The organism is Staphylococcus sp. LKG3-1, from assembly GCF_048568385.1.
Taxonomy (GTDB): Bacteria; Bacillota; Bacilli; order Staphylococcales; family Staphylococcaceae; genus Staphylococcus; species Staphylococcus saprophyticus.
Genome location: NZ_CP183796.1, coordinates 1,414,024 through 1,440,195 on the forward strand (window position 1 = coordinate 1,414,024; position 26,172 = coordinate 1,440,195).

At 32.8% G+C, this 26,172-nt stretch carries 24 protein-coding genes and 2 pseudogenes; 13 read left to right on the forward strand and 13 right to left on the reverse strand.

Annotated features, from left to right (window positions below; genetic code table 11):
- Positions 1-65: 65 nt before the first annotated feature.
- Positions 66-398: an ASCH domain-containing protein gene (locus ACM595_RS07140; protein ID WP_080588838.1), complete on the reverse strand. Its 333-nt coding sequence runs from the start codon at positions 396-398 to the stop codon at positions 66-68.
- 163 nt (positions 399-561) lie between these two features.
- Positions 562-2,025 (reverse strand): MDR family MFS transporter, encoded by a 1,464-nt coding sequence (locus ACM595_RS07145; protein ID WP_037537746.1) that lies wholly within the window; start codon positions 2,023-2,025, stop codon positions 562-564.
- 219 nt (positions 2,026-2,244) lie between these two features.
- Here ACM595_RS07145 and ACM595_RS07150 point away from each other — a divergent pair, with 219 nt between their 5' ends.
- On the forward strand, positions 2,245-2,349 hold the full coding sequence (locus ACM595_RS07150; protein WP_011302442.1) for a putative metal homeostasis protein: 105 nt from the start codon (positions 2,245-2,247) through the stop codon (positions 2,347-2,349).
- 255 nt (positions 2,350-2,604) lie between these two features.
- Here the strand turns inward: ACM595_RS07150 and ACM595_RS07155 are convergent, their stop codons facing one another.
- A complete protein-coding gene (locus tag ACM595_RS07155) occupies positions 2,605-3,291 on the reverse strand; it encodes a 2,3-diphosphoglycerate-dependent phosphoglycerate mutase (protein WP_037537744.1) in 687 nt (228 codons plus the stop codon).
- Between the two features lie 377 nt (positions 3,292-3,668).
- On the opposite strand from ACM595_RS07155, the gene ACM595_RS07160 reads away from it, so the two are divergent.
- The gene (locus ACM595_RS07160; RefSeq protein ID WP_002482437.1) at positions 3,669-4,037 is read left to right on the forward strand and encodes a hypothetical protein; all 369 of its coding nucleotides are present in this window, start codon (positions 3,669-3,671) and stop codon (positions 4,035-4,037) included.
- A gap of 289 nt (positions 4,038-4,326) precedes the next feature.
- On the opposite strand, the gene ACM595_RS07165 is transcribed toward ACM595_RS07160, so the two are convergent.
- Complete coding sequence (locus ACM595_RS07165) at positions 4,327-5,196, reverse strand: cation diffusion facilitator family transporter (RefSeq protein ID WP_037537742.1); 870 nt, start codon at positions 5,194-5,196, stop codon at positions 4,327-4,329.
- Positions 5,197-5,454: 258 nt separating this feature from the next.
- The gene (locus ACM595_RS07170; RefSeq protein ID WP_037537739.1) at positions 5,455-5,838 is read right to left on the reverse strand and encodes a GtrA family protein; all 384 of its coding nucleotides are present in this window, start codon (positions 5,836-5,838) and stop codon (positions 5,455-5,457) included.
- Positions 5,839-6,111: 273 nt separating this feature from the next.
- Here ACM595_RS07170 and ACM595_RS07175 point away from each other — a divergent pair, with 273 nt between their 5' ends.
- Positions 6,112-7,317 carry a multidrug effflux MFS transporter gene (locus ACM595_RS07175; RefSeq protein ID WP_002482435.1) on the forward strand — a complete coding sequence of 402 codons (1,206 nt, stop codon included), beginning with the start codon at positions 6,112-6,114 and terminating at the stop codon, positions 7,315-7,317.
- Positions 7,318-7,639: 322 nt separating this feature from the next.
- On the opposite strand, the gene ACM595_RS07180 is transcribed toward ACM595_RS07175, so the two are convergent.
- Complete coding sequence (locus tag ACM595_RS07180) at positions 7,640-8,104, reverse strand: GyrI-like domain-containing protein (protein WP_069821647.1); 465 nt, start codon at positions 8,102-8,104, stop codon at positions 7,640-7,642.
- Between the two features lie 179 nt (positions 8,105-8,283).
- Between ACM595_RS07180 and ACM595_RS07185 the strand changes: the two genes are divergently transcribed.
- Positions 8,284-8,892 carry a C39 family peptidase gene (locus tag ACM595_RS07185; protein ID WP_041079240.1) on the forward strand — a complete coding sequence of 203 codons (609 nt, stop codon included), beginning with the start codon at positions 8,284-8,286 and terminating at the stop codon, positions 8,890-8,892.
- Positions 8,893-9,027: 135 nt separating this feature from the next.
- On the opposite strand, the gene ACM595_RS07190 is transcribed toward ACM595_RS07185, so the two are convergent.
- Positions 9,028-9,837, reverse strand: coding sequence for a metallophosphoesterase (locus tag ACM595_RS07190; protein WP_002482433.1), 810 nt, complete (start codon positions 9,835-9,837; stop codon positions 9,028-9,030).
- Positions 9,838-10,022: 185 nt separating this feature from the next.
- On the opposite strand from ACM595_RS07190, the gene ACM595_RS07195 reads away from it, so the two are divergent.
- From ACM595_RS07195 to ACM595_RS07205, 3 genes and pseudogenes are all read left to right on the forward strand, one after another.
- Positions 10,023-12,044 carry a cation:proton antiporter gene (locus ACM595_RS07195; RefSeq protein ID WP_115338400.1) on the forward strand — a complete coding sequence of 674 codons (2,022 nt, stop codon included), beginning with the start codon at positions 10,023-10,025 and terminating at the stop codon, positions 12,042-12,044.
- 310 nt (positions 12,045-12,354) lie between these two features.
- Positions 12,355-13,173, forward strand: a pseudogene (gene yidC, locus ACM595_RS07200) (membrane protein insertase YidC).
- A gap of 127 nt (positions 13,174-13,300) precedes the next feature.
- Positions 13,301-13,801: a GNAT family N-acetyltransferase gene (locus tag ACM595_RS07205; protein ID WP_069838184.1), complete on the forward strand. Its 501-nt coding sequence runs from the start codon at positions 13,301-13,303 to the stop codon at positions 13,799-13,801.
- 101 nt (positions 13,802-13,902) lie between these two features.
- On the opposite strand, the gene pcp is transcribed toward ACM595_RS07205, so the two are convergent.
- From pcp to ACM595_RS07235, 6 genes are all read right to left on the reverse strand, one after another.
- Positions 13,903-14,544 (reverse strand): pyroglutamyl-peptidase I, encoded by a 642-nt coding sequence (pcp, locus tag ACM595_RS07210; protein WP_002482427.1) that lies wholly within the window; start codon positions 14,542-14,544, stop codon positions 13,903-13,905.
- Between the two features lie 30 nt (positions 14,545-14,574).
- The gene (locus ACM595_RS07215) at positions 14,575-15,501 is read right to left on the reverse strand and encodes a DUF979 domain-containing protein (protein ID WP_037537734.1); all 927 of its coding nucleotides are present in this window, start codon (positions 15,499-15,501) and stop codon (positions 14,575-14,577) included.
- On the reverse strand, positions 15,494-16,198 hold the full coding sequence (locus ACM595_RS07220; RefSeq protein ID WP_002482425.1) for a DUF969 domain-containing protein: 705 nt from the start codon (positions 16,196-16,198) through the stop codon (positions 15,494-15,496). Before ACM595_RS07220 ends, ACM595_RS07215 begins: the two co-directional genes overlap by 8 nt.
- Positions 16,199-16,331: 133 nt before the next feature.
- Positions 16,332-16,772 carry a DUF805 domain-containing protein gene (locus tag ACM595_RS07225; RefSeq protein WP_002482424.1) on the reverse strand — a complete coding sequence of 147 codons (441 nt, stop codon included), beginning with the start codon at positions 16,770-16,772 and terminating at the stop codon, positions 16,332-16,334.
- Between the two features lie 102 nt (positions 16,773-16,874).
- Positions 16,875-18,473 carry a M20/M25/M40 family metallo-hydrolase gene (locus ACM595_RS07230; protein WP_002482423.1) on the reverse strand — a complete coding sequence of 533 codons (1,599 nt, stop codon included), beginning with the start codon at positions 18,471-18,473 and terminating at the stop codon, positions 16,875-16,877.
- A gap of 251 nt (positions 18,474-18,724) precedes the next feature.
- Positions 18,725-20,116, reverse strand: coding sequence for an MFS transporter (locus tag ACM595_RS07235; RefSeq protein WP_115338399.1), 1,392 nt, complete (start codon positions 20,114-20,116; stop codon positions 18,725-18,727).
- Positions 20,117-20,539: 423 nt separating this feature from the next.
- Here ACM595_RS07235 and ACM595_RS07240 point away from each other — a divergent pair, with 423 nt between their 5' ends.
- The 6 genes and pseudogenes from ACM595_RS07240 to ACM595_RS07265 all read left to right on the forward strand — a co-directional run bounded on the left by ACM595_RS07240 (position 20,540) and on the right by ACM595_RS07265 (position 26,166).
- A complete protein-coding gene (locus ACM595_RS07240) occupies positions 20,540-22,315 on the forward strand; it encodes a sensor histidine kinase (RefSeq protein WP_115338398.1) in 1,776 nt (591 codons plus the stop codon).
- Positions 22,293-23,057 (forward strand): annotated as a pseudogene (locus ACM595_RS07245) (response regulator transcription factor LytR). Before ACM595_RS07240 ends, ACM595_RS07245 begins: the two are co-directional and overlap by 23 nt.
- 120 nt (positions 23,058-23,177) lie before the next feature.
- Complete coding sequence (lrgA, locus tag ACM595_RS07250) at positions 23,178-23,624, forward strand: antiholin-like murein hydrolase modulator LrgA (protein WP_011302421.1); 447 nt, start codon at positions 23,178-23,180, stop codon at positions 23,622-23,624.
- Positions 23,617-24,318, forward strand: a complete 702-nt coding sequence (lrgB, locus tag ACM595_RS07255) for an antiholin-like protein LrgB (RefSeq protein WP_002482419.1) — start codon at positions 23,617-23,619, stop codon at positions 24,316-24,318. The genes lrgA and lrgB overlap by 8 nt, the downstream gene beginning before the upstream one ends.
- Positions 24,319-24,553: 235 nt before the next feature.
- Positions 24,554-25,066 carry a DUF4242 domain-containing protein gene (locus ACM595_RS07260; protein WP_002482418.1) on the forward strand — a complete coding sequence of 171 codons (513 nt, stop codon included), beginning with the start codon at positions 24,554-24,556 and terminating at the stop codon, positions 25,064-25,066.
- 359 nt (positions 25,067-25,425) lie between these two features.
- A complete protein-coding gene (locus ACM595_RS07265) occupies positions 25,426-26,166 on the forward strand; it encodes an ABC transporter ATP-binding protein (RefSeq protein WP_002482417.1) in 741 nt (246 codons plus the stop codon).
- Positions 26,167-26,172: the final 6 nt, after the last annotated feature.

Sequence of the window (26,172 nt, forward strand, 5' to 3'; positions counted from 1 at the left end):
ATGTTTTAATGTCCTAAACCTTTTTTCATGTACTAAGTTATGCTTTTACAAAATACATTTCTCTATTATGGAACTAAATGTATTTCAATTGCTAATGCACCCAAATGAAGTTCGTCAGTTTGATTATATATTTGATAGATAGATGCTAATTTTTGAGATAATTGCATCTCATCACTAAAACCTACTTCTTTATTTGAATAATGTTGTAGTAATGCTTGGAACGAATCGTACACTTTAACATTATCCACTTTCACCTTCACTTGTTCACCTGTTGCTAAATTAGTAAATTCTATGAAATCGCCTATTTGCACTGCTTGTCTTTTCTCATCATTCAATCTAACTTCTACAGTTTTTGTACTATTACTTACTAACCGAAATGGTTCTTCATATAAGCCCATCGAATGTTCTATAAAGCCTTTCACCCTTTTCCTATAAATCTTATGATGTAACATTAAAAATACCATAATCCTGTCATTTAAAACACTAAATTCGTCTTGCTCGATAATAATATAAAAACTGTCGGCAACATACACGCTGCAGACAGTTTCGGTCTTTTAATAATTATTTGCTTTGTTGTTGTTCGAGTTCTTGTTGCTCTTGATTTATTTTACGTTTACTTTTAAGCATAAATACACTGATTAAACTGATAATAGAAATGATTACAGCAAACCAAAATGCTGCGTGATAACCGCTTAACAATGCTTCATGTTGTATTTGCATTGCCATTTCTTTTTTACCCATTCCTTTATAATCACTCATATTAGGTGAAAAGTCTTTTGCTACTTGACTCATAATTGTTATTAAACCTGCCGTCCCTATGGAAGCTGATATCTGTTGAACTGTATTAGTCATAGATGAGCCATGCGCATTCATCTCTCGTGACAATTGGTTCATTGTATGCGTCATAAGTGGCATTAAACCAAGTGCTATACCAATCATTCTAATAGCGTAAATTGTCGCTAATATAGCTGATGATGTGTTTTCATCCATAAATATAAAGTATGAACTTGTTACAACGACAATCAGCATACCTATAAATGCAAGTATTTTTGCACCATATTTTTCATATAGGAAACCTGAAGCTACTGACATAATACCCATCACAATTGCACCAGGTAATAATATTAAACCAGACTGTAATGCTGTATCTTTCATAATATTTTGCACAAACATTGGTAATACTGTTTCCGAACCTATCATAGCAATCATCGTAAAGGCCATGATAACAATTCCCACTGCAAATTGACTATTTTTAAATACTGAAAAATCAAGTAACGGGGTTTCTAATCTTGTTTGACGGAAAATGAATAACACGACTAATATTAAGCCGCCAATAACTGTTGTCAGTACAACAGGATCATTCCATCCATCTCGAGATAAAGAACTTGTCCCATAAAGTAAACCACCAAAGCCTAAGACTGACAAGGCTATAGATAATATATCAATAGGCGCTTTCCTGTTGGTACCAACATTTTTCACAAATTTTATCGCACCAAGAAATGTTAGCGCTGCAATCGGCGCAACGACATGAAATAGTGAACGCCAATCAAAATACTCCACTAAATAACCTGAAAGCGTTGGACCAATGGCAGGCGCTAAACCGATAACTAAACCAAAGGTACCCATGTATTTACCACGTTCATGTGGTTCGAAAATATCTAAAATTGTAGTCATCATTAATGGCATCATAATACCTGATCCCATTGCCTGCACAATTCTTGCACATAATAAAACCGTAAAATTCGGACTAAATCCTGCAATGATTGTACCGATAAAGAATATAAAAATTGCAGTTAAGAAAACTTGTCTTGTTGAAAAACGTTGTATAATCATTGCTGATAACGGAACAACAATGCCGTTTGTTAATAAAAAGGCAGTTGTAAGCCATTGTACTTGCGTATAATCTATATCAAAATCTTTCATTATACTCGGTAATGCCGTTGTTAACAGTGTTTCATTTAATAGTCCAAAGAAACCACCAAACAACATCATTAGAATCATAATTATTTTTGTTTTTTGAGTCATTTTTATCTCCTATTTACACATTCGTCTTTAGCACATTTATTTGTCGCATTTATGCATTATACATATAAAATGTTTATCTGACATTAAAATAACTCAAAAAAATGGTGATTTTTACAAATTAGGTTATTAGATAAAAAATTAATTTTAAATCGTAATAATTACTATTTACAAAACGTACTTTTTAATTCATAATCAATTTCTATAAAGGAGGTTTTATGTATGAAATTAGACTTACAAACAGCACGTAGAAATTTAAATAGTCCTAATATCAAAACACGTAAACGCGCACGCAAAATTATTCAACAACATAAGCGTAGTAAATAATTTATCTTCATAGCATGTCGCTGTCATTTTAAACATGCCACGTTATTTTTAATATCCAACTATTTTTTCCACAATTAAAAGAGTCTAAGACATCTATTTTTGTCTCAGACTCTTTTAAACATATGCATAATAATTATCTTCCTTTAGATAACCTATTTGATTAGCTATCCTTGGTACCCTACTACTACAAACTCTTATTAAAATTATTTTTTCTGACTGGTTTGCTTTTTAAAGGCTATTTACTATTACTTTCAATTATAAGTAATATTTGTCTATAACTTGTAAGTCATCTGTAAGTTCATATATTAATGGTGCACCTGTTTTAATTTCATATCCAACGATATCTTCATCAGAAACATTCTCTAAATACTTAATCAATGCACGTAATGAATTACCATGAGCTGATACTAACACTGTTTTACCATCTAAAAGTTGTTGAGAAATTTGATCGTTCCAATACGGTATCACTCTTACTAACGTATCTTTTAGGCTTTCAGATTCAGGCATGACACGTCTATCCAAATGTTCATATTTACGGTCATTTAAATAACCTTCTCGTTGTGCTTCATCTTGTTTTGGCGGTGCAACATCATATGAACGTCTCCAAATATGTACTTGATCTTCACCAAACTTTTTACGTGCATCATCTTTATTTAGTCCTTGTAAACCACCATAATGTCTTTCATTTAATCTCCAAGATTTAATTATAGGAATAAATAATTGATTAGATTCATTTAATAAGTGATAAGTTGTTTTAATCGCACGTTCGAGTAGAGATGTATAAACTATATCGATTTCAATGCCTTGTGCTTTTAATTTTTCACCAGATGTTATGGCTTCATTTTCGCCCTGTTCTGATAGATCAACATCTGCCCATCCTGTAAATAAGTTTTCTGCATTCCACACACTTTGTCCATGTCTACATAAAATTAATTTTGGCATAATATTCCTTCTTTCATTAAGTGAAATTAAATTTTTTGCGATATTTACAGTAATATTACAATTCGCATATGCACAACATATCCCATAAATACTTTAATAATCGCATTTATGCTGTCGTCTTTGCTTTGATATATTAAAATTATAACAATTTACAATAGCTTTTGAAATAATTGTAGTCCTTTATTCACAAAAGATACTTTCTTTTTATTTTACTGTAACCTACGTTATAAAATTAGGTGTTATAGTTGTAATCGTTGAAAAAAAGCAAAGCAAATAAGGCAGTAAATTAAATAAATAGTACTTTAAACAAATTAGAACACAAACCTGTTCATTATATTAAAACAGACAGGTACATTCATTAGGAGGATTTTTAAACTATGAAAAAATTATTATTAGCATCTTTCGCATCAATTACAATTGCAGCTACTGGATACGGCGTAACATCAACAGCGGATGCTGCAGAAACACCAGTACAACAATCATCTCAATCTAATAGCGATGTATACAGCCAATTTATCGAAGCTGGTGGAACTAAAGCATTATGGGACAATATTGTAATGCCTGAATCAAGTGGTAATCCTGATGCAGTAAATGAATTAGGATATAGAGGTTTAGGACAAACGAAAGAAGCTTGGGGAACAGGCTCAGTTGAAGAACAAACTAAAGGTATGATTAAATATGCTGAAGACCGTTATGGTTCAATAGATGCAGCAATTGACTTCCGTTTAGCTAACGGTTGGTGGTAAGTATCATGTCACGAGAGTGACTTTAAAATAAATAACTTAGACTAATGAAAACAGCAATTTCTATTTTATTACAATAGAAATTGCTGTTTTTTTACGATGACATCAAATCATTATTGATTCTAATTAGGCCTGTATTTAAAGCTACTCACGAATGCAATAAATACCTTTGTAAGAGCATAACTGATTTTGATAACATCATTTTTATATACAAAATAACTGATAGTTAAAATATGAATATTTAGATCTCAAACGCTTTTACAGTCAAGTCACATATTGACACGCTCATTTTTCATTGTATGGAAACAGGTTCTGGATGTACATAAACTGAAGAAATACCTTTTTCATGCATGTGATGTTCTACTTTGTCACAAATATGATGAGCTTCTTCCAAAGATAAATCAGATTCCACTACAATAGTGACATCTACAAAGATGCTACTGCCATGATATCGACCTTTAATTGACTGAACATCAATAACCTCTTCTATTTCTAAGACATAATTTTTATATGCTTCTAATTCTTGCTCATTGAATCCATCGCTCAAAGTGAAGATAGATTCTTTAAAAATTCCAAAGCCTGTATATATTATAAGTAGGCCTAAGATTGTCGCTAATATGATATCCACAATTGGAAAGCCGATTTGTGTAAATACTAAGCCAATAGCCGTACCAATACTGACCAAAGCATCAGACAAGTTATCTTTTGCTGCAGAATTTAGAGAACTACTATTTGTACGTTTAGCTAATTTTTGATTAATAAAGAAGACTATGATCATGATGACACCACTGATAACACTGACATAAATCGTGATTGCATTTGGTGTTGCATGTGCTCCTGAAAAAATTCGAGGGAAATTTTCTATAACAACTTGAATACCAACAAACATGATAATAAATGAAACAAGCAGTGTGGAAATATTTTCTGATTTTAAATGACCGTATGGATGATTTTTATCCGCAGGTTTTATTGAAATTTTCAATCCTATAATTACAGCTAGCGAAACGATAATATCCGTCATATTATTTAAACTATCCGCTCTTACTGCTGCTGAGTCATATACATAACCAACAAAATACTTTACTATAGACAGAATGATATAAACAATTAAACTAAGATATGCGCCTTTTTGAGCGATTTTTAAATTCTCACTTTGTGTCATGTCTGTTTCCACCTTAATTGATATTGGATAATATATTATGACGCATCAAAACAACATTTACAACATTTTTATTATAAAATTATTTAATATAATTATTTTAATTATTTATTTAGCCTTTCCTAAAAATCACTATCAAATTGCATAAAAATAAAGGAAATAATCAAGAAATTAATTATTAGAAATTGATTTCTTGGTTGTTTCCTTCAACTAAAAAGATTAAATAAAGTTGGTATTCCCTTTTATAACAGGAACTTTGTATCACTCGTCTCTTAATATATATTTTGATAAGACAAAGGTAATTGGAATCGTGATAATTAATCCAGCAAACGGTGCAATGACCGATGATATATGAAACCATTGTACAAATACGTATAATAAACCTGTTTGCATTCCCATATTTACAACCTGTGTCAACGGAAATTGTATAAATTTTCGCCATGTAGGTTTTACTTTATAAACAAAATAGCAGTTCAAATAATACGAAATAATAAAGCTGACTACAAACCCACTTACATGACTGACTAAATAATTAATACCTAATAATTTTAATAATATTAAATAGACCACATAATAATTAAACGTATTTATGCCACCTACTATGATGAATTTAATTACTTCATATTGTGTTTTACTTAAGCTCATTCATTTACTCCTTTATAACCAAACATTATCTATCTTGTATCTCAATTGTGCGATTTAAATGATTCGTATTGTGATTCATTGTAAATATGCTACATTAAATTTATTCATAATCTATTGTATTATATAACAATGTTGATATCATGCAACATACATTGCATTTCGACAAGAAATTTTTCCATTGCATTTATCTTTACGTATGGGATAATAGTCTAGTTAAGAAATTATCCGCTTTTTCACACTATACTTTAATCCGATTTTTAAGGAGTATTATATATGGACAAAACTTCAAATCCCCGATTACCCATCATGGTCATCATTATGTTGGGAATCATGACTACCTTTGGTCCTTTAACGATAGATATGTATGTGCCATCGCTTCCAAATGTACAAAATGCTTTTGACACAACGGCTTCACAAGTACAACTCACTCTTTCATTTGCAATGATTGGTCTTGCAGTTGGACAATTTATCTTCGGACCATTATCAGACGCTTATGGTCGCAAAAAAGTAGCATTAATTATTATTTCATTATATGTCATCGCTTCATTAATAGCCGTGTTCACGACTTCGCTGTCTATCTTACTTACACTTCGTCTCATACAAGGGTTAACTGGCGGTGGTGTCATCGTCATTGCTAAAGCATCCATTGGCGATCAACATAAAGGAAAAGCGTTAGCTAAAGGCTTAGCGTCTCTACTTGTTGTTAATGGCATTATCAGTATCATTGCGCCATTAATTGGAGGATATGCACTAACTATCGCAAATTGGAAAGCAATATTTTTAATATTAACCATTATAAGTTTTGCAATTTTGTTATTTGCCTTTTTTAAAATGGAAGAAACAAGAAGTACACATCTCTCAAAACTTAACTTTTCAGCTATTTTTAAAAATTTTGGTTCCTTATTAAAGAAACCAGCTTTCATTATACCTATGTTACTACAAGGGTTAACGTATGTGATGTTATTTAGTTTTTCATCAGCTGCGCCTTTTATCACTCAAAAAATTTATGACATGACGCCACAACAATTCAGTATTTTATTCGCAATTAACGGTATCGGGTTAATTATAGTGAGTCAGTTAACCGCTACATTAGTTGAATATATAAATCGTTATTTGTTATTAATACTACTAACCCTGATTCAAATAGCTGGCGTTATTCTAATTTGCTTTACGCTTATATTCCACTTACCACTTTGGGTATTAGTCATTGCTTTCTTCTTAAATGTTTGTCCTGTTACTGGAATCGGACCTTTAAGTTTTACTTTGGCAATGGAATCTAGAACTGGCGGTAGTGGCAATGCATCAAGTTTACTTGGTTTATTCCAATTTATATTAGGTGGTATAATGTCGCCACTTGTGGGATTAAAAGGAGAATATAGTGTCATGCCTTATATAATCATTCTGATTATAACGACGATTTTCATTGTATTACTCGAAATCTCATTAAAATCATTTACCTTCAAAAACAGTTCTAATTAAAAATTCAAATAATGAGAGGCTGCGACAAACATAGATGTCCAGCCTCTTTTTATATTAGGTAATAGATGACTGAATTGAAAATGCAAAGTCTCACTTATTTAAAGAAACGATTTTTTCATTTTATAGAAACGAGTCATTCTGATGCATCAGCAAACGCATATATTGCCACATAAAAATGCTAGCAAGATTTATGCATGAGCATGAGCGTTAGCTTAGTTATACCTTTAACCAGGTCATCCTTGCATTGATTGCATAGGTAGGACTACGAAAACGCTATTAGAGACTTGGATTTCTGTCCCACTTGTGATTACTTTCTATTTTATTAAACAATAGGTAACCATATTTCTGTGACATAGTCATCTTCTCTAATGGCCCCTTCTTTGTATAATTCAAAAAATGGTGCATGTCTTATTTCATAATCCAATTTAGGTAAAATATCTTTGTTAATTTGTTGCATCGCTTTTTTAATTGACTCTGGTACAGGTCCTTTAGCATCAAATACTAAGTATCTGCCACCTTCCAATTCTATGTTTCGCCATTTGTCATCTTTATGTTCACTGGTTACGCCTATCAAATAATGCATCTCTCCACTATCATGGGGCTTGCAAACACCAAGTAAGCCCGGCAATTGATTATTTCCTAGCTCTAGTAATTGATCTTTTTTTCCACTATCATCAAATTCCATCCAAAACATAAAAATATTTTCTTGTGCTTTTTGTCCAGTGGCATATATCTTTTTCTCACCAATAACAGATAACGTTGGCAACTCTTCAATTCTATAATTCATTCGCATTCCCCACCCTCTTTTTTGCTATTATAACCAAAACATATATAGAATACCCATGACAAACTATTACTTCGAAATTCAAGCATCTTAATAGGCAATCTTTATGAATAGATATATAATAATAGCAATTAACTTCATTCACACTTTTGTTGAGTAAAATTTACTAGGAGATTTTCATCATGAATTCAAATATTTTATCAGTAAAACCCATCAGTCAATTGTTTCCAATTCCGATGATCATGGGTTGTGAGGGTGTTTCTGCAGCAATGATTTTACAATTTAACCACTTTAACATACCAGCCACTGAAATTATGCGTCACTGGCCGAGACATAGAAATAACCCCTATAAAGGATACGTAGGACATCATTTATGGATAAAACTAGGTTATCATCAGACTATTTTTCCAACTGCTCTCGTTCCACATCTTAGACGCTATTCAAATCATGTCGTTGATAGCACTGGTCAATCCTTAACTGATTTATGTCACATTATAGACCAAGGACAACCCGTTGTTATTTATCATACCGTACTGGGTAAAAGACCTTACCGTCGTACTTATAAATTAGATAACCAACCAACAAAGTTAGTAGCTAATATTCACGTCACCGTTCTCGTTGGTTATGATGCTCAACACTATTATTATATTGATCCCTTGTGGTCCCACTTAGGAAAATCATTTATCTTACCAGCTATAATACCAACCAAATATCAATTGATGAAAATCAAAAAATCAAAATTAGAGCAAAGCTATGATGCGCCTGGCCGCATGAGTTTTCATTTATCATAAAACTGCTAATAAAACGAGCGCCCAATCAAACATAAAATGATAAAATCACTTATGGTTGATCGGGCGCTAGTTCTCTTTTTTTACTAAACGACAATGAAATTAAACTCATTATCCTATTTATAGTTTCTGCATGTTTTAAATCTGAATGATATTTAGCGCATGATCTATTTCACGAGTCACATCATCTGAACGCCACTCTCGTTGATATCCAAGACACGGACAAATATAAGTGACACCTTGTTCATCAAAACGATTTCTAAAATGTACATGTCCCATAATACTATAACGAATTGGATACTTTTTATAAATTTCATCAAAATCAGATGTTCCAATAAAAGCATTGAAATAATCAAATAATCGATGTGGCATCGGCACTGCAAACTTTGGATGTGTCACAATATGGGTCATTAAAATAATTTGCTTATCTTTGACTTTTTCTATATCTTTAATGGCTTGATTTGCTGCAATTCTCGATAATTTTCTATCGTCCATGGGCCAATCAATTTTCACCTTATCTTGCCACGTTGCACCATAGTATTTTCTACGTGCAATGCGTTCAAGTGAAAATTCTGGACTTGCATATGAATAATCATACCACCCCGTATTTCCCACTATTGCCCAAGCGTCATTTAAATGGTATGGTTTACCGATTAAACAGGCTTCCATCCCCATATACTCTTCTAAGATTTCAGCTGATGTAGCATTCGTATCAGCAGACCAGAAATCATGATTGCCCGGAATAAATAAAACTTTTATTTGAGCTTGTGCTTCTACTGATTTAATAAAAGCTTGAGTTAACTTGTAATTATTCGAAATATCTCCAGCAATTAATAATAATTCTACTTGATTACGCTGTATTGCCTTGATGAGTTCGTCTTCATAATCCTTTGGCTTTAGAGATTTATGCCTATCAATATGTAAATCCGAAATAACACCAATGTTCATATTTATCACATTCCTCTATTAACTTAACATCACCATTATGACATATTCCGTTAAATAGTATTAAATGATGCGCCTAATCAATCCTTTGAAATACTTATTAAATTTAGTGACATTCTATTTATGACTATCTATGATTTTTATATAATGATAAGATATAATAATCAAAAAAATAACTAGGAGTCTTTATGCTATTACTAGAAGCTTTTCTAATCTTTATTATTGCTGTGATAATCAGTTCAATTATTCACAATAAATTCCCTAAAGTGCCAATGGCATTTGTTCAAATTGCGTTAGGTGTATGTCTTTATGTCCTTCCCATCCCCTTGCATTTTGAATTTGATTCAGAAGTATTTATGATGGCTGTCATCGCACCATTACTATTTGTTGAAGGCACACATGTATCAAGAACTAAGCTGTTAGAATATCGTAAACCTATCATTTTGATGGCTATGGCACTTGTATTTACTACCGTTATTGGCGTCGGCTACTTTATCGCTTGGATTTGGCCGGAACTTCCTATGCCAGCAGCATTTGCAATTGCTGCAATCCTCTGTCCAACGGATGCCGTTGCAGTTCAAGCAATCACTAAAGGTAAAATCCTACCAAAAGGGGCACTATCTATACTTGAAGGTGAGTCTCTGTTAAATGATGCTGCTGGTATTATTTCGTTCAAAATAGCAGTAACTGCTTTAGTAACAGGCGCATTCTCTGCATTTGATGCAATTGAACAATTTATTATTTCTACAATATTAGGGGTTGTAATAGGGGTTGTTATCGGCATGTTAATTGTACGTTTGCGTATTTATTTATCAATGAATAAAGGGCTTAAAGATGGTAATACAATGATTTTCATTCAATTACTGACTCCCTTTGCAGTCTATTTCGTCGCTGAAATGTTACACGCATCCGGTATTATCGCAGTAGTCATCGCTGGTTTAATTCATGGATTTGAAAGAGATCGTTTGATACGTGCTCAAACAGAGTTACAAATGAACTACAATCAAATTTGGAGTACATTAAGTTATGTGCTTAATGGCTTTGTTTTCGTAGTGTTAGGTTTCATCGTGCCAAAGGTCGTTTCTGAAATTATTAATAAAGAACCAGAAAATATTAAATTTTTAATTACGACAACGTTACTTATCGCTCTAGCCATTTATGTATTTCGTTTTATTTGGGTGTTCATCTTATTCAAACAATTTTACTATCCAAATAACATTCAATCCTATTTAAATGACAATCAAGAAACACCGCCAAAACGGCTGCATTACGCATTTATCATGACAATGTGTGGTATTCACGGTACGATTTCGCTATCTATGGCACTAACCTTGCCCACTTTACTAGCACAGCAACAAACGTTTACTTATAAAAATGACTTACTATTTATTGCCTCTTTGATGGTAATTATTAGTTTAGTCATGGCACAAATCGTTCTCCCAATAATTACACCGTCTGAACAACGCAAAGCATCAACTTCTATGAGTTATGTTGCTGCCAAAGTCTTTATAGTTCAAAATGTAATTAAACACTTTAAAGTTAAATCTAAAGAAGATGAGTCTATAAACTATAACACTGTTATATCAGAGTATTTTGATGAATTATTCTTTTTACTGCAAATGTCACCAGAAGATAATAATGCTAAGGAAATGAAGCGTCTTGAAGATATTGCCAATGAAGAAGAATCTGAGACGTTGGAACGCTTAGTATCTCAAAACAAAGTAGACCGTCAAACTATTTTAAATTACCGTTCTGCATTAGAAACTTCTAGACAATACAAGGACTCATCTGCACTTCATAAATTCAAAGTGGTATTACAGATGCTCATTTTGAGAATTAGAGCTAAAAAACATGCAGACACATCACAGATAAAACAATTTAAATCTAATTTCCAAGAAGTAAAAAAAATCATGCGTATTGTAAATCACAACGTTGCATTACGCTTAAAGTCTGAACAAACAAGTGACAACGTATTAGAAGTAAATATTGTTTTAAACCAGTATTACAATAGATTATACAGAATTAGAAAAAATCAAAATAAAAACAATCAAACACCCGCTTCTATTACAGAAGCGCACAAACTTGAAGGTTTGTACATGCAAAGAGCATTCTTAGATAAACTTGTACAAAATAATAAATTGGATGCACATATCGCTTCACAAGTTCGTGAAAATATAAATTATAATGAGATTGTTTGGGCATCAAAATAAAGCGATGGAATAGAAATCAATTTTTTTAAACGATTGCTTAATTAGACGCTCGTAGATAGATAGTGTCACAACATTAAAATCATCTCTATATGCTGAATGCGTTCTAGTGTAGGTTGTTAAGTCCTCGGTATCAACTTCACACTTAAGGTACTACTTTAATTTAGTCATAAGGCTATACTAAAGTGGTGCCTTATTTTTATACTTATGGATAAATATAATGCTTCCTATTTTTACTACTTTAAAAATACTTAAAAATCTCATTCAATTGTGTTAAATTTATATTTATATCAACACTAATTTAGAGGGATGAATGATGCGTATAAAGTGGCTATTCTTATTATCGATCCCCCTTTTCCTAACTGCATGCAATAAGTCACAACAAACTCATAAGCATGATCAAGGCATTTTCAATATGATATTCGTACAACCTATCGATAAGTTATTACATGCCTTAGGCCATTTGTATGGAGAAAATTATGGTTTAGCAATCATTACCATTGTTTTAATAATACGTGTGCTCTTACTCCCCTTTATGGTATTGCAAGTTAAAAATATGCACATGATGCGTGAAAAAACTGAAGTGGTACAGCCTCAAATTGATACATTGAAAGAAAATGTAAAGCTTGCTAAAACTCAAGAAGAAAAACTAGAAGCAAATAAACTTTTGATGGATACATATAAACAATATGATATTAACCCTTTAAAAAATATGCTTGGTTGTTTACCTATATTAATTCAGTTGCCTATCTTATATGGTTTAATTATCACTTTAAAATTCCCGAGTGATGGAGGCATTGACAGCCATCCACATTTTCTTTGGTTTAATTTAACTGAGCCAAATCTATGGATTTCTTTAATTGCAGCAGTGGTTTATTTTTTCCAACCTTTAGTAAATGCCATTCACTACCCAAAAGATCAGCGAAAAACGCACTATGTTTTAATGATACTATCTCCCGTATTTATCACTTATATTTCGTTACAATCTGCTTCCGCTTAAGGACTTTATTGGACAGTAGGTGGTTTATTCTTAATCATACAAATGCATTTTGCACATGCATATTATGGCAAAATTGCACGCAATGAAGCTTCATTACTTCAAGATGAATTAAAAGAAGAAACGAAATCATAAAATCGTTTATACTTTAATACAATGTATCTCCCATTTCTAATTACATACAATTTTGAATTGAAAAATTTCTTTTTCAAAAATAATGATGCTATAATAATATCAATTTAGTATGTAAGGGAGGCATTCTATGGAATTTACAATCAGAGCTTTAACTGAAGAAGATCGACATAGCAAAGCAAATGTCCATTATGAAAGTTGGTTGAGCACTTATAATGATATATCTGTAAATGACTATCTAGAAAATCTTGATAAAGCACAATTTATTAAGAAGTCCTCCTTGCATAACTTACCTACGTTAGTAGCAATTGTTAAAAATGAAATCGTAGGTTTTATCACTTATGGTAAAACAGAATCCATTTCAGAATCAGATGACTGGAGCGAAATTTATGCATTATATCTATTAGAAGCTTATCAGCGTCATATGATTGGTTACGCTTTAACGCAACGTGCATTAGAATTATCCTATCCTGATAATGTGACGCTATGGGTAGTTGAAGAAAACACAAATGCCATTCATTTCTATGAACAAATAGGCTTTAAAGCAACTGAGCATAAAAAGCCAACATACTTTGGTAAAACCTATAATGAAGTCCGCATGGATTATACACGTACAGAACATGATCATTAAAAAAGCGGCGCAAAATCATTGCTTGATCTACTTTTCCAATAAACAAATAATGAGACCGGGGCATCTATACATGTCTCGGTCTCATTATTTGTTTATTTTATTTAGTGTGTTTCACCTAAAGCGACTTTTATATCTTCTCCTGATTCAACAATTGCTTCTAAAGCAGCATATAAACCAATTCGAATCGTTTCTAATGACATAGACGGCTTTTCTGGTTTATCAGTAACTTGTTCAGGAACAAATGGTACATGAATAAAGCCAAATTTTATTTTTGGAAACGCTGTTGCCTGTAAATAACCTAGCTGATATAAAATATGATTACAAACAAAAGTGCCAGCAGTATTAGATAACCTTGATGGAATACCTTGTGCTTTAATCGCTTCTGTTATTCGTTTGACTGGCAAATTAGAAAAGTATGCTGCATTTCCATCAACTTGTATCACTTCATCAATCGGTTGATTACCTTCATTATCGGCAATGCGTGCATCATCCACATTAATCCCAACACGCTCAGGTGTTAATTCATATCTCCCACCAGCTTGTCCTATAGCCAAAACGATATCATATTCGTAACGCTTCATTTGAGATAGAATGACATCTTTACTTTTGTGAAAAACAGTAGGTATTTCTAACTTATCTATCTTATGTGCGCCAATTTCATCAGGTAATAATTTCACAGCTTCTAATGCTGGGTTAACACGTTCTCCACCAAATGGATCGAAACCAGTTATTAAAATTCTCATATAAATGTTCCCTTCTTAACCTTATTTTTTCTAAAACGCCCATACATACATTAAAGCGATATGTACCATAATCATTATTATTGCAATGGGTCCTTGCGCTTTAATCACACCAAACTCTTCTTTCATTTCTAGCAAAGCTACGGGTAACGTATTAAAATTAGCTGCCATTGGCGTTAATAATGTGCCACAAAATCCTCCTGTCATTGCTAATGCGCCTGCAATAACTGGATCACCACCTTGTGTAATAACAAATGGTATACCAATACTTGCAGTTATCACAGTAAATGCTGCAAATGCGTTCCCCATAAGCATGGTAAATAACACCATGCCTAAGACATAGGCTGTTGCACCAATTAAATGATTACCTTCTGGTAGTATTGTCGAAATGCCTTTAGATATCACATCACCCACACCACTAACCGTAAACAGCACACCTAAAGCTGCAAGAAATTGTGGTAGTATGCCCACCGTGCCAATTTGTTGTGTTAATCGATCGCTATCATAGAAAATATATTTCACTTTAGGTTTAATCACCATATATGCTGCAATTAGTCCCAATATAGAGGAAATGCCCAAACCAATTGCGCCACCCAATGGCGTCCAGTTTGAGACAGCAATAGCAGCAATCGCTAATATAAGTGCCGGTATAAATAATTTATTACCATATTTTTGTGCACCCATATCCCCTTCTTTTTCTGTAACATCAACGATATTTTTAATGGTCACTTGTTTAAATAAAGTCAATGCGCCCATCATTAATATGAATATGCCGTTAAAGACATTAGGTATATAAGGGCCAGCGATAAATATAATTGCTAATAAAATCCAAAATAATGCCGTACCATACTTTTTATGATGCTTAGAAGATTTAAGTATTCGAAAAGCAGTATAAAGTAATTGGAGACCTATTAATATGTAAAAAATTTCTAAAATATGATTTAAAATACTTTCACTCATCCTTATTCACCCGCTTTGTACCATATTTCTTATCTAAATATTTATCAAATCGTATATTATTTATCCATACAATTAAAAATACGATAATGGATATCGGTACAGACGCTAATACAAGTTGAACTGCGTCCACTTTAATACCTAAGGATTGAAAAGTACCAACCATCAATAATATACCAGCTGCACCAACAAATAAATTTTGACCAAAGAAATTACCATAGTTTTCCATTGCCGATGCCTGAGCTTTTATTTTCTCAATATCTTTGGCATCAATTTCTGTTTCATTTAAATTATAACGCGTCCTTAGTGCGCCCTGTACCATTGGATTTATCAATGGACGTACGAACTGTGGATGACCACCTATACGAATTGATGCTACTCCAGCAAGTTCCCTAATAATTAAATAAATCGTCAGTAATCGACCACTGGTCACTTGCTTAACCTTGCCAATCATATTAGAGGCTTGTTTCTTCAGTCCAAATCTTTCAATAAGTCCGACCATCGGCAACGTCAATATAAATAATGTAACTAAACGATTATCTACAAACGCTTTTCCTAATGTATCTAATATGGCATATAAATCTAAGCCTGAAACAAGTCCTGTCACGACAGCTGCAATTAAAATAACTGCAATGGTATCTATTTCAAGTAAAAACCCTAAAATGATAATTATAATACCTATTAATTTTAGCCATTCCATAAAATCCCTCCTTCAGTTATATGATAGTTTTCTTTTGTCTAAAAACAATGAATTTTCTGATTTTTTAAATGAAAAAACATGGAGATAGGAATCACATTTCATCATTATGATTTCCATCTCCATGCTTTATATTTTATAACCATTTTAATTGTGCATCTTCTACATTTTTCGAAGGTAGTAGTGTTTCTATCACTAATATAATAGTACAAATTATTGAAACAATGTTTAAGAAGACTGCTATACTGTCAACTTGGATAATATCAAAGATAATATTAACCACCACAGATAGAATAATTAATATGATCGCTGTTGTCCGCTTTCGACCAGCATCATAAAATCTACGCAAGGTCACTGCAGCCATCGGGACAATGTTCGCTAATCCAAACAACCCTATTAAAGCTGACAATACTGCTGCTACAATGAATATACCGACAATAAAACTAAACGCACCAATCAACGCAATGATAAAAATACTGATAATATGTACCAATACTGGCGTCCAAAATTCTAAACGATTCGATTTACCTTTAAAATCTATATATCTTTTCCAATAATCTTTATACGCCTCTATCATAGCATTACCTCTCTAATTTAATTATATGGTTCCTCATTTCTATATAATCTTAATATATCGTAATACCCACACCACACTCAACCCATAGATGATAATCGGAAATTAAATATATGATTTTATGAGTTTCTCTAACACAAATGGTAATTCTTCAAAAGCACTTTTTTTATGCAATCGTTCACTCAATTTATGCGCATCTTTGCCAATAGGACCACAAAGTAATGTCGGCGCACTGATTTCTTTAATCGCCTCAAATGGAATCGTATACGTTGCATTAAAATTCGGTGTGTTCTTTTCGTAAGTTATCATTTGAGACATATCTCCAGCAAAATTTAAATAACTACTATCACTGATACCGTTAAAATAATGTATACGTTTACTCTGACGTTGAAATTTTTCTTCAAACGTCTCTTTAACTAATGCGATGGTTTCCTCAATTTTTTGATTGTATGAAACATTTACAGCAGGATAATATGGTGTCGCAAAAAATGTCACAACTGCAGGTGCGATATTGCGACAAATTTGCATTAAGCGGTCTGTCACACGAATGCTCTGCATATGAAGCCCCGGCGTTTCTTTGATAACCTGTTGTATTTCTTTATCGATGCGTGATTCGCCATATTGTTTAATCGCATATTGTTTTAACTGATCAAAGGTGAGGACGTTGATTTTTGTTTCAAATTCAATGTCTTCGTTCTCTAATATTTTTAACCAATCACTTTCACAACGCTCTGTCGCACGAATGACCGTATCTATAAATTGTCTATATAAATCCGCTGGCTTTTGCTTAAATAGAAACATGTTATATAACCCCATTGTCCTAAATGGCGTTTGAACATCATACGTTTGTTTAATATCTTTCGTCATAAGCGAAACAGGCAATGGTGTCGTTTCATTTTCAAATTCTTCTTTAAATAAATAGTTATACTCAATTGCTTGATTCATATAACTCATCATAAAATTAGAACTCAGACCATCTAATGGGTTACCTACATGTGTTTCTTTTCCGTAGCACAATACCCCAGGCATAATTTTACCTATAGAGCCAGAATAGATATAATGTTGTTCATCTGCACTTGCTTGTTGAAACGTTGGCTCACTATTCAAATGTAGTTGAATTTCTAATTGAAATGTTTGTTTTATTGAAGCTATCGTTTCCACTGCTTTTCTCATACCTGATGAATTTACTTCTTCATCTGGCACAGTTACTAATATCAAATTGATATCCCATACTTCTATACTTGCTAATTCGATTAATGATAAATGCAACATTAACCCAGCCTTCATATCCATCACGCCCCGACCAAAGAGGTAGGTGTCATTTTTTAAATCTTCAATAGCATCTGTACTTAAATAACTGCTGTATTGTGTGAAATCATATTTTAGTTTATCTGGGTCAAACGCATCTTCACGAAATGAGCCATAATCATCTACATCTACTGTATCGAAATGACTAATTAACACAATCGTTTTAGTTGTCGTGGGCGCCTTATAAAAGACTACAACGGCCTCTTTATTATCTTCTGTAGTCTCAAGTAAAATTTGTGACTGATTTTTTTCAAAATAAGGAATCTGTAATAATAATTGCTTTATAAAACTCGGAAATGTTAATTCACCTTCCGTATTCGTCACAGTTTGATGATTTACTAAACGTTTTAATAAAATCAATCTGTCTTCATATGTTTGCCATAATAATTTAGTCAATTGATCACCTTCATATGTAAGCGTTTACTAGATTATAAACCGTTTTGAATTTCATAATCAATGCATTTAGTATTAAAATTTTTCAATACACTTATTTAACTATTAATTCATAAATTTCCTTGATAATAAAAATAGAGCGGAACAGCAATCAAATCTTCTAGAAATGATTTCTCTGTCCCGCTCTAATAACAATGACGTTCTATGAAAGATAAGCTTCCAGGATCAATTCATATCCCAGTTTGCATTCTATTTTAATTATTAAATTGATGTTTAGGCACGAGTAATAGAACAGCTAAAAATGCAATAATAGCTAATGCTGCATTAAATAACAAACCATACATGGCACCTACATGTATATTCGCAGTGGTTGTCATAACCGTAAATATTGTTCCTGACAACGCAACACCAAACGAATTACCTAAAGAGGACGCCATTTTATAGACACCAGAAGCGACACCTACTTTGTCATCAGGCGCTGTCGTAACAGCAGTGTCTGTGGATGGCGTTGCATACATACCTAACCCGATACCATAAATTAAGTAACCAAGTATACACATAACGATATACATCGGTGTAGGTAGGAATGTGAGTGAAATTAGAATAATACCAACAGCATTTAAACCCGCACCGATTAACATTGGACGTTTAGGTCCAACGTGTTGAAGTATTTTTTCTCCGACTCTAATCATTACAAGTACAGCCACAAGATAAGTAATCGTCATTGCGCCAGATTGGAATGATGTAAAATGAAGGCCTGATTGAAAATAAGTATTCGCTACAATTAAAGTACCGGCAACGGCATTTAATAAAAAGTTCGATACTGTTGCACCCGTGTAACCTTTATTTTTAAATATCCTAAAATCAATCAGCGGATTGTGTATTCTTGTTTCATAAAATAAGAATCCAATAACTGCAACAATAAAAATGAACATCAATGACAAAATGAGTGGTGAAAATAAACCATAATTTGAAGCTTGTGTAATAATCAAATTGACACTCAACATTGCAATAATTAAAATAATAAGTCCAATCGTATCAAATTTGGCACGTTTCGTTTCTTTTGTTTGAACCGCCTTTGTTTCTGGCGCATGCTTCATTAAATACATCGCTGCGAGTGCCACAATAATAGAGATAATAAAAATTGATCTCCAACCTACAAAGGTAGACAACATGCCACCGAATAATGAACAAATACCTGTACCGCCCCATGAACCAATAGACCAATAGCTCAGGGCGCGTTGACGTCGGCTTCCTATGTAATACTCGTTAATGATTGCTAACGTTGATGGCATAATACACGCAGCAGATAAGCCTTGTATGGCTCTACCAACTACTAACAATGGTATAAATCCAGGAATAATAATAAGTAATGAACCGACAATACTTAAAATCAATCCTATATATGTCATTTTAACTCTACCATAGCGGTCAGCTAGCCCACCAGCACCGACAACAAACAGCCCACACAATAATGCTGTGATACTAACTGCCACGTTAATAGTGCCATAATTTGTATCAAACGATGACTGAAGATCTGGTACGATATTTACAAGAGATTGTGCAAATAACCAGAATGTAATAACTCCTAAAAATATACCTACAAGAAGCCTATTATCTCCTTCAAATGATTGTGATGACTCCATATTCTTTTTTCCTCCTATGTCCCCCAAAAAGCATTGCATCACTTCAAAAAAGATATACACGTTTTTAAACTCAAATTAAACATATTCTAAAAAAGTCTATATCTATTTCAAAATGAATCTTTTAAAATGAAATTAAGCTTTATTTATTTGTGAAAACATCAGACAATTATTTATTATATAATTTCTTTCGTTTTCACAAAATATTTAAAAACCCAATATTAACAAAATAACACTTAGCTATAGATATTGCTAAAAAACAGCGTTAAATGTGTATTTGTAAACTTAAAGAGTAATGTTCTCTTTAAAATTCATCGAATTATACTAAAATTTTATCGCTTAAAATGATAATTACTTTTCTGCAATAACATATAGCTAAAAAATTTCTGTATACTATATTAAGACAAACTATGATAAGGGTGCATTATGTTAAATTTATTTATACTACTTCTTGAACGTGTGGGCTTAATCATACTTATTGCCTATATACTAATGAACATCAACCATTTTAAAACAATGATGAATGAGCGCGAGAAACGACGTTCACAATGGCAATTAATTATTATTTTTGGTTGCTTCTCTATGATTTCAAACTTCACTGGTATACAAATCCGAGGCGATGAAATAATTAATGGAACTGTTTATAACCATCTAGACTCTGATGCTTCTTTAGCAAATACACGTGTTTTGACTATTGGCGTATCAGGACTTATCGGTGGTCCATTTGTAGCATTAGCAGTTGCCGTCATTTCAGGTATGTATCGTGTTTACATTGGTGGTGCTGATGCATATATTTACTTGATTTCATCTATTTTCATCGCTTTAATTTCTGGCTATTTTGGCTATAAAGCGATGCGTGCTAACCGTTATCCTACGATAGTCAAAGGTGCGTGCATTGGTGGTACAACAGAAATAATTCAAATGCTTTGTATTCTTTTATTTTCTGATAATACTGAACATGCATGGACATTAGTAAAACTCATCGCTATCCCTATGATTTCGATTAATTCCATCGGTACAGCAATATTTTTATCTATTATTTTATCTACTATTAAACAAGAGGAAGAAACGCGTGCGATACAAACACATGATGTGTTACAGCTTGCTAACCAGACATTGCCTTATTTCCGCTCTGGTTTGAATGAGCAATCAGCGAAAAAAGCAGCAGAGATTATACTTAATTTAATGCGCGTATCTGCGGTAGCAATTACCAACCGTAAAGATATTTTGACTCATGTTGGCGCAGCGAGCGACCATCATGTTGCCCAAAAAGCAATTATTACTAATTTATCTAAACGAGCCATTCAATCTGGCACTTTAAAAGAAGCATATTCTAGTGAAGAAATCGGTTGTAACCACCCAGGATGCCCTTTAGAAGCAGCAATCGTAGTACCTCTACGCGTCAAGAATGATGTTGTCGGGACATTAAAATTATATTTTACAAATAAATATGATGTTAACTATTCAGATAAACAATTAGCAACTGGACTTGCTGAAATATTTTCCAGTCAACTTGAATTAGGTCAAGCCGAAACACAAAGTGCCTTAATACGTGATGCTGAAATTAAATCACTTCAAGCACAAGTTAATCCACATTTTTTCTTTAATGCAATTAATACCATTTCTGCATTAGTACGTATTGATAGTGAAAAAGCACGTGAATTACTTTTACAACTCAGTCAATTTTTCAGATCTAATTTACAAGGTGCGCGTAATAACACGATTTCTTTAGAAAAAGAATTACAACAAGTAGAATCCTATTTATCTCTAGAACAAGCTAGATATCCGGACCGCTTCAATGTGTCGTTTGACATAGATCGTACTTGTTACGGCGCATTTGTACCGCCTTTTGCTATACAGATACTTGTTGAGAATGCCATTAAGCATGCTTTTAAAAATAGGAAATACAATAACGAAATTATCGTAAAAGCACACAAAGCTCAAACAGGTTTAGTCATTTCCGTATCCGATAATGGTCATGGTATCCCTTATGAAAAACTTGATAAAATTGGTAAAACCAGTGTCCATTCAGAATCTGGTTCAGGCAGCGCGTTAGAAAATTTAAATCGCAGATTAGATGGATTGTTTGGTTATGAAGCAAGTCTTCAAATTCATTCCGATCACCAAGGCACACAAGTGAGTTGTACGATTCCGTACCATAATTTAGAGGAGGAAAAAATTGAGAGCAATCATTGTAGATGACGAACCCTTAGCACGTAATGAACTTCACTATTTGCTAAATCAAATAAACCATTTTGAAAAAATTGATGAAGCAGAAAATGTTTCTGAGACATTAGAACTATTACTTTATGATGATTATGATGTTATTTTTCTTGATATTAATTTAATGGACGAAAGTGGTCTTGATCTTGCCAATAAAATAAAGAAAATGAAACATGCACCTTTTATCATCTTTGCCACAGCGCATGATACTTTTGCTGTAAAGGCTTTTGAATTGGATGCCATCGATTATATCCTTAAACCTTTTGAGCAACAACGTATTGCACAAGCAGTTCACAAAGTAGAATAAGCTTTGGGGCAAACTACCGAACATCATAGTGATAGTTATACAACAGCTTCTATGGATACTCAAAACAACGAAAAAACAAAAACAAGTAAAGTGCTCCCTATTGAGGTAAATGAACGCATTCATATTATTAACTTAGATGATATTATTGCAGTTTCGGTCAACAATGGTATTACTACAATCAATACAACACTCGACGATTTCGAAACTTCAGAGCCTTTGAGTCATTATGAAAAGAAAATTGAAACGCAAAATTTCATGCGTATCCATCGTGCAACATTAATTAATAAATCCCATATTCAAACCATTGAACATTGGTTCAATTATACGTATCAACTTACCATGACAAATCAATTAAAGTTTCAAGTTAGCCGCTCCTATATGAAAACTTTCAAACAAATGATGGGGCTTAATTGATAGTCACATTTCAATTTATGCATTTCAGCTCTAACGTGTCGTAAGTCACATCAAAAACGCCCCATCGTAATCGCTTTCATTTTATAATTAACTCAAGATCATTTTGGGAGGCAATTTTAAATGGGAGTAGAAAAAGAACAACGCAAAACGCACAATAAAATCTCTAAAACATATAATTTTTTCCATCAAGCGCTTGTTATAGCGATTATTATGTTTATTTCAAACATCATCGAAAGTTTCATGCCGGTGCCAATGCCAGCTTCAGTAATAGGACTTGTCCTATTATTTATTGCTTTATGTACTGGTATTGTAAAACTTGGCCAAGTAGAAACTGTTGGAACCACATTAACGAATAACATTGGTTTCTTATTCGTACCAGCAGGTGTTTCAGTCATTAATTCATTAGGCATATTAAGCACAAGTCCAATCCTAATTATATTATTAATTATCATTTCAACATTGCTCTTGTTGTTATGTACAGGATTTTTATCTCAGTTGCTTATTACAAAATCCTTTATTCCGAAAAATTCAAAACAAAAAAATTGGCGGAGGATAAATTATGATTGAACATTTAGCGATTAATACACCTTATTTTGGTATTCTACTATCACTTATACCTTTTATCATCGCAACTTTTTTATTTAAAAAGACAAATGGCTTTTTCTTGTTCACACCATTGTTTGTCAGCATGGTCGTCGGCATTGCCTTTTTAAAATTAACTGGTATTGATTACGCAAATTATAAAATCGGTGGCGATATCATTAATTTCTTCTTAGAACCAGCAACAATATGTTTCGCTATACCTTTATATAAACGTCGCGATGTCTTGAAAAAATATTGGAAACAAATCCTAGGCGGCATCACATTAGGTACAACTGCTGCACTTGTTTGTATCTATCTTATCGCCGAAGCATTCCAATTTTCTAATGGCATCATAGCATCTATGTTACCTCAAGGTGCGACAACTGCCATTGCATTACCCGTATCTGCAGATATCGGCGGCATCAAAGAGTTGACATCACTAGCAGTTATTTTAAATGGTGTGATTATATATGCTTTAGGATCTAAATTAATTAAGTTATTTAATATAACAAATCCTATTGCACGTGGTTTAGCACTTGGTACAAGTGGCCATTCGTTAGGTGTTTCTTCTGCACAAGAATTTGGTGAAACTGAAGCATCTATGGCATCTATTTCTCTAGTTATTGTTGGTGTGATTGTTGTAATCGTAGCTCCAATATTAGCAACATTACTATTATAATTTAATAACCCGCACACGTATAAAGTTAAATGACGTGTGCGGGTTTATTTTTTAAAAACTTAAATCTATACACGTATATTTTATTACCTTACTGTACCCATTACAATTTAACCGCTAACTATATACTATTTTTATAATTTATCAGAAAATTTAAATTACCTATTTTCATATCCTTGTAATCTGATAAGGTTTATTGTATTATACACCTACTATTAATATTTGGAGGTTAAGATTTATGACATTATTTTTACTAGAAGCAAACGATTTGGCTTTTGCCTCAAATAAAAAAGAATTAGAAGATAAAGCTGCTCAATTAACAACTGGTGATGTACCTACTTTAATTGAAGTTCAAGCTACTGAAGACTTAACACATGGTTACTTTATTGTAGAAGCAAATAATGATACTGAAGCAAAACAATTTCTAGAAGATGCTTCAATTAATATAAATTTAGTTAAAGAAGTGCGTCTAGTTGGTAAAGAACTGGATGAAGTTAAAAAAGGCGATCCTAAAATTGACTACCTTGTAACTTGGAATATCCCAGAAGGTATTACAATGGATCAATATTTAGCACGTAAGAAGAAAAATTCAGTTCACTACGAAGAAGTACCGGAAGTACAATTCCAACGTACGTATGTTTGTGAAGACATGACAAAATGTATTTGTATGTACGATGCGCCAGATGAAGACGCTGTACGCCGTGCTCGTAAAGCTGTAGATACACCAATCGATGACATCGAAAAAATATAAAGAACTACTTTCTCAATAGAATTGAGATTAGTAGTTCTTATGCATTAGCTTTAGCTAATGTAATCCTTATATATTTCTCAATAGAATTGAGATTAGTAGTTCTTAGGGAGAGGGACAGAAATCATTTGTTTTAATAAAGATTTCGTAGTCCCACCCCGGCAAGGATGACTAGGGTTGAATAAGCTTAATATAAGCGCAATTCAATCCAGTCATCTACTGCCTTTTTACAAAGTGATTAATCACTAGATTTTCTAAAAAGTAAATTCATAAACAACCACTTCACGGGCTATGTACTTGCATAGCCCTTTAGTGTAAACGCAATTCTTATTAAAACGATAAGAATAATTGAGGTGTCTACCGTGATTCATATTAATCGAGTTCATCATCAATTTGGAGAGAATACTGTCATTAACGATTTCGAACTAAATATAGATAAAGGAGAAATCATCACTTTTATTGGGAAAAGTGGATGTGGCAAATCAACTTTATTAAATATTATTGGAGGTTTCTTAACACCCTCATCTGGTTCTGTTAATATCAATGGTCAAATTAAACAAACGCCATCTCCAGATTGTTTGATGATATTCCAACATCATAATCTTTTTCCATGGAAAAATATCTATGACAATATACGCATTGGTTTAAATAAGCGTATGAGTAATGAAGAAATTAACCATCATTTAAAAAGTGTCGATTTAAATAATAAAGGCTCAGCATTCCCTGAATCATTATCTGGTGGGATGAAACAACGTGTTGCACTTTGTAGAGCACAAGTACATCAACCGAAAGTTATTTTAATGGATGAACCACTTGGTGCTTTAGATGCATTTACCCGTTATAAACTACAAGATCAATTGATTCAATTAAAGCATCAAACTGACGCTACTATTATTCTTGTCACACATGATATAGATGAAGCATTATATCTTTCTGACAATATTATTTTACTTGGAGAGGGTTGTGAAATTATCGATCAATATAAGATTAAGCAATCACATCCTCGTAATCGCAATGATAGCCATTTATTAAATATCCGTAATACTATCATGGAAAAGTTTGCCTTAAATCATTATATGGCAGAACCGGAATATTATTTATAAGGAGGC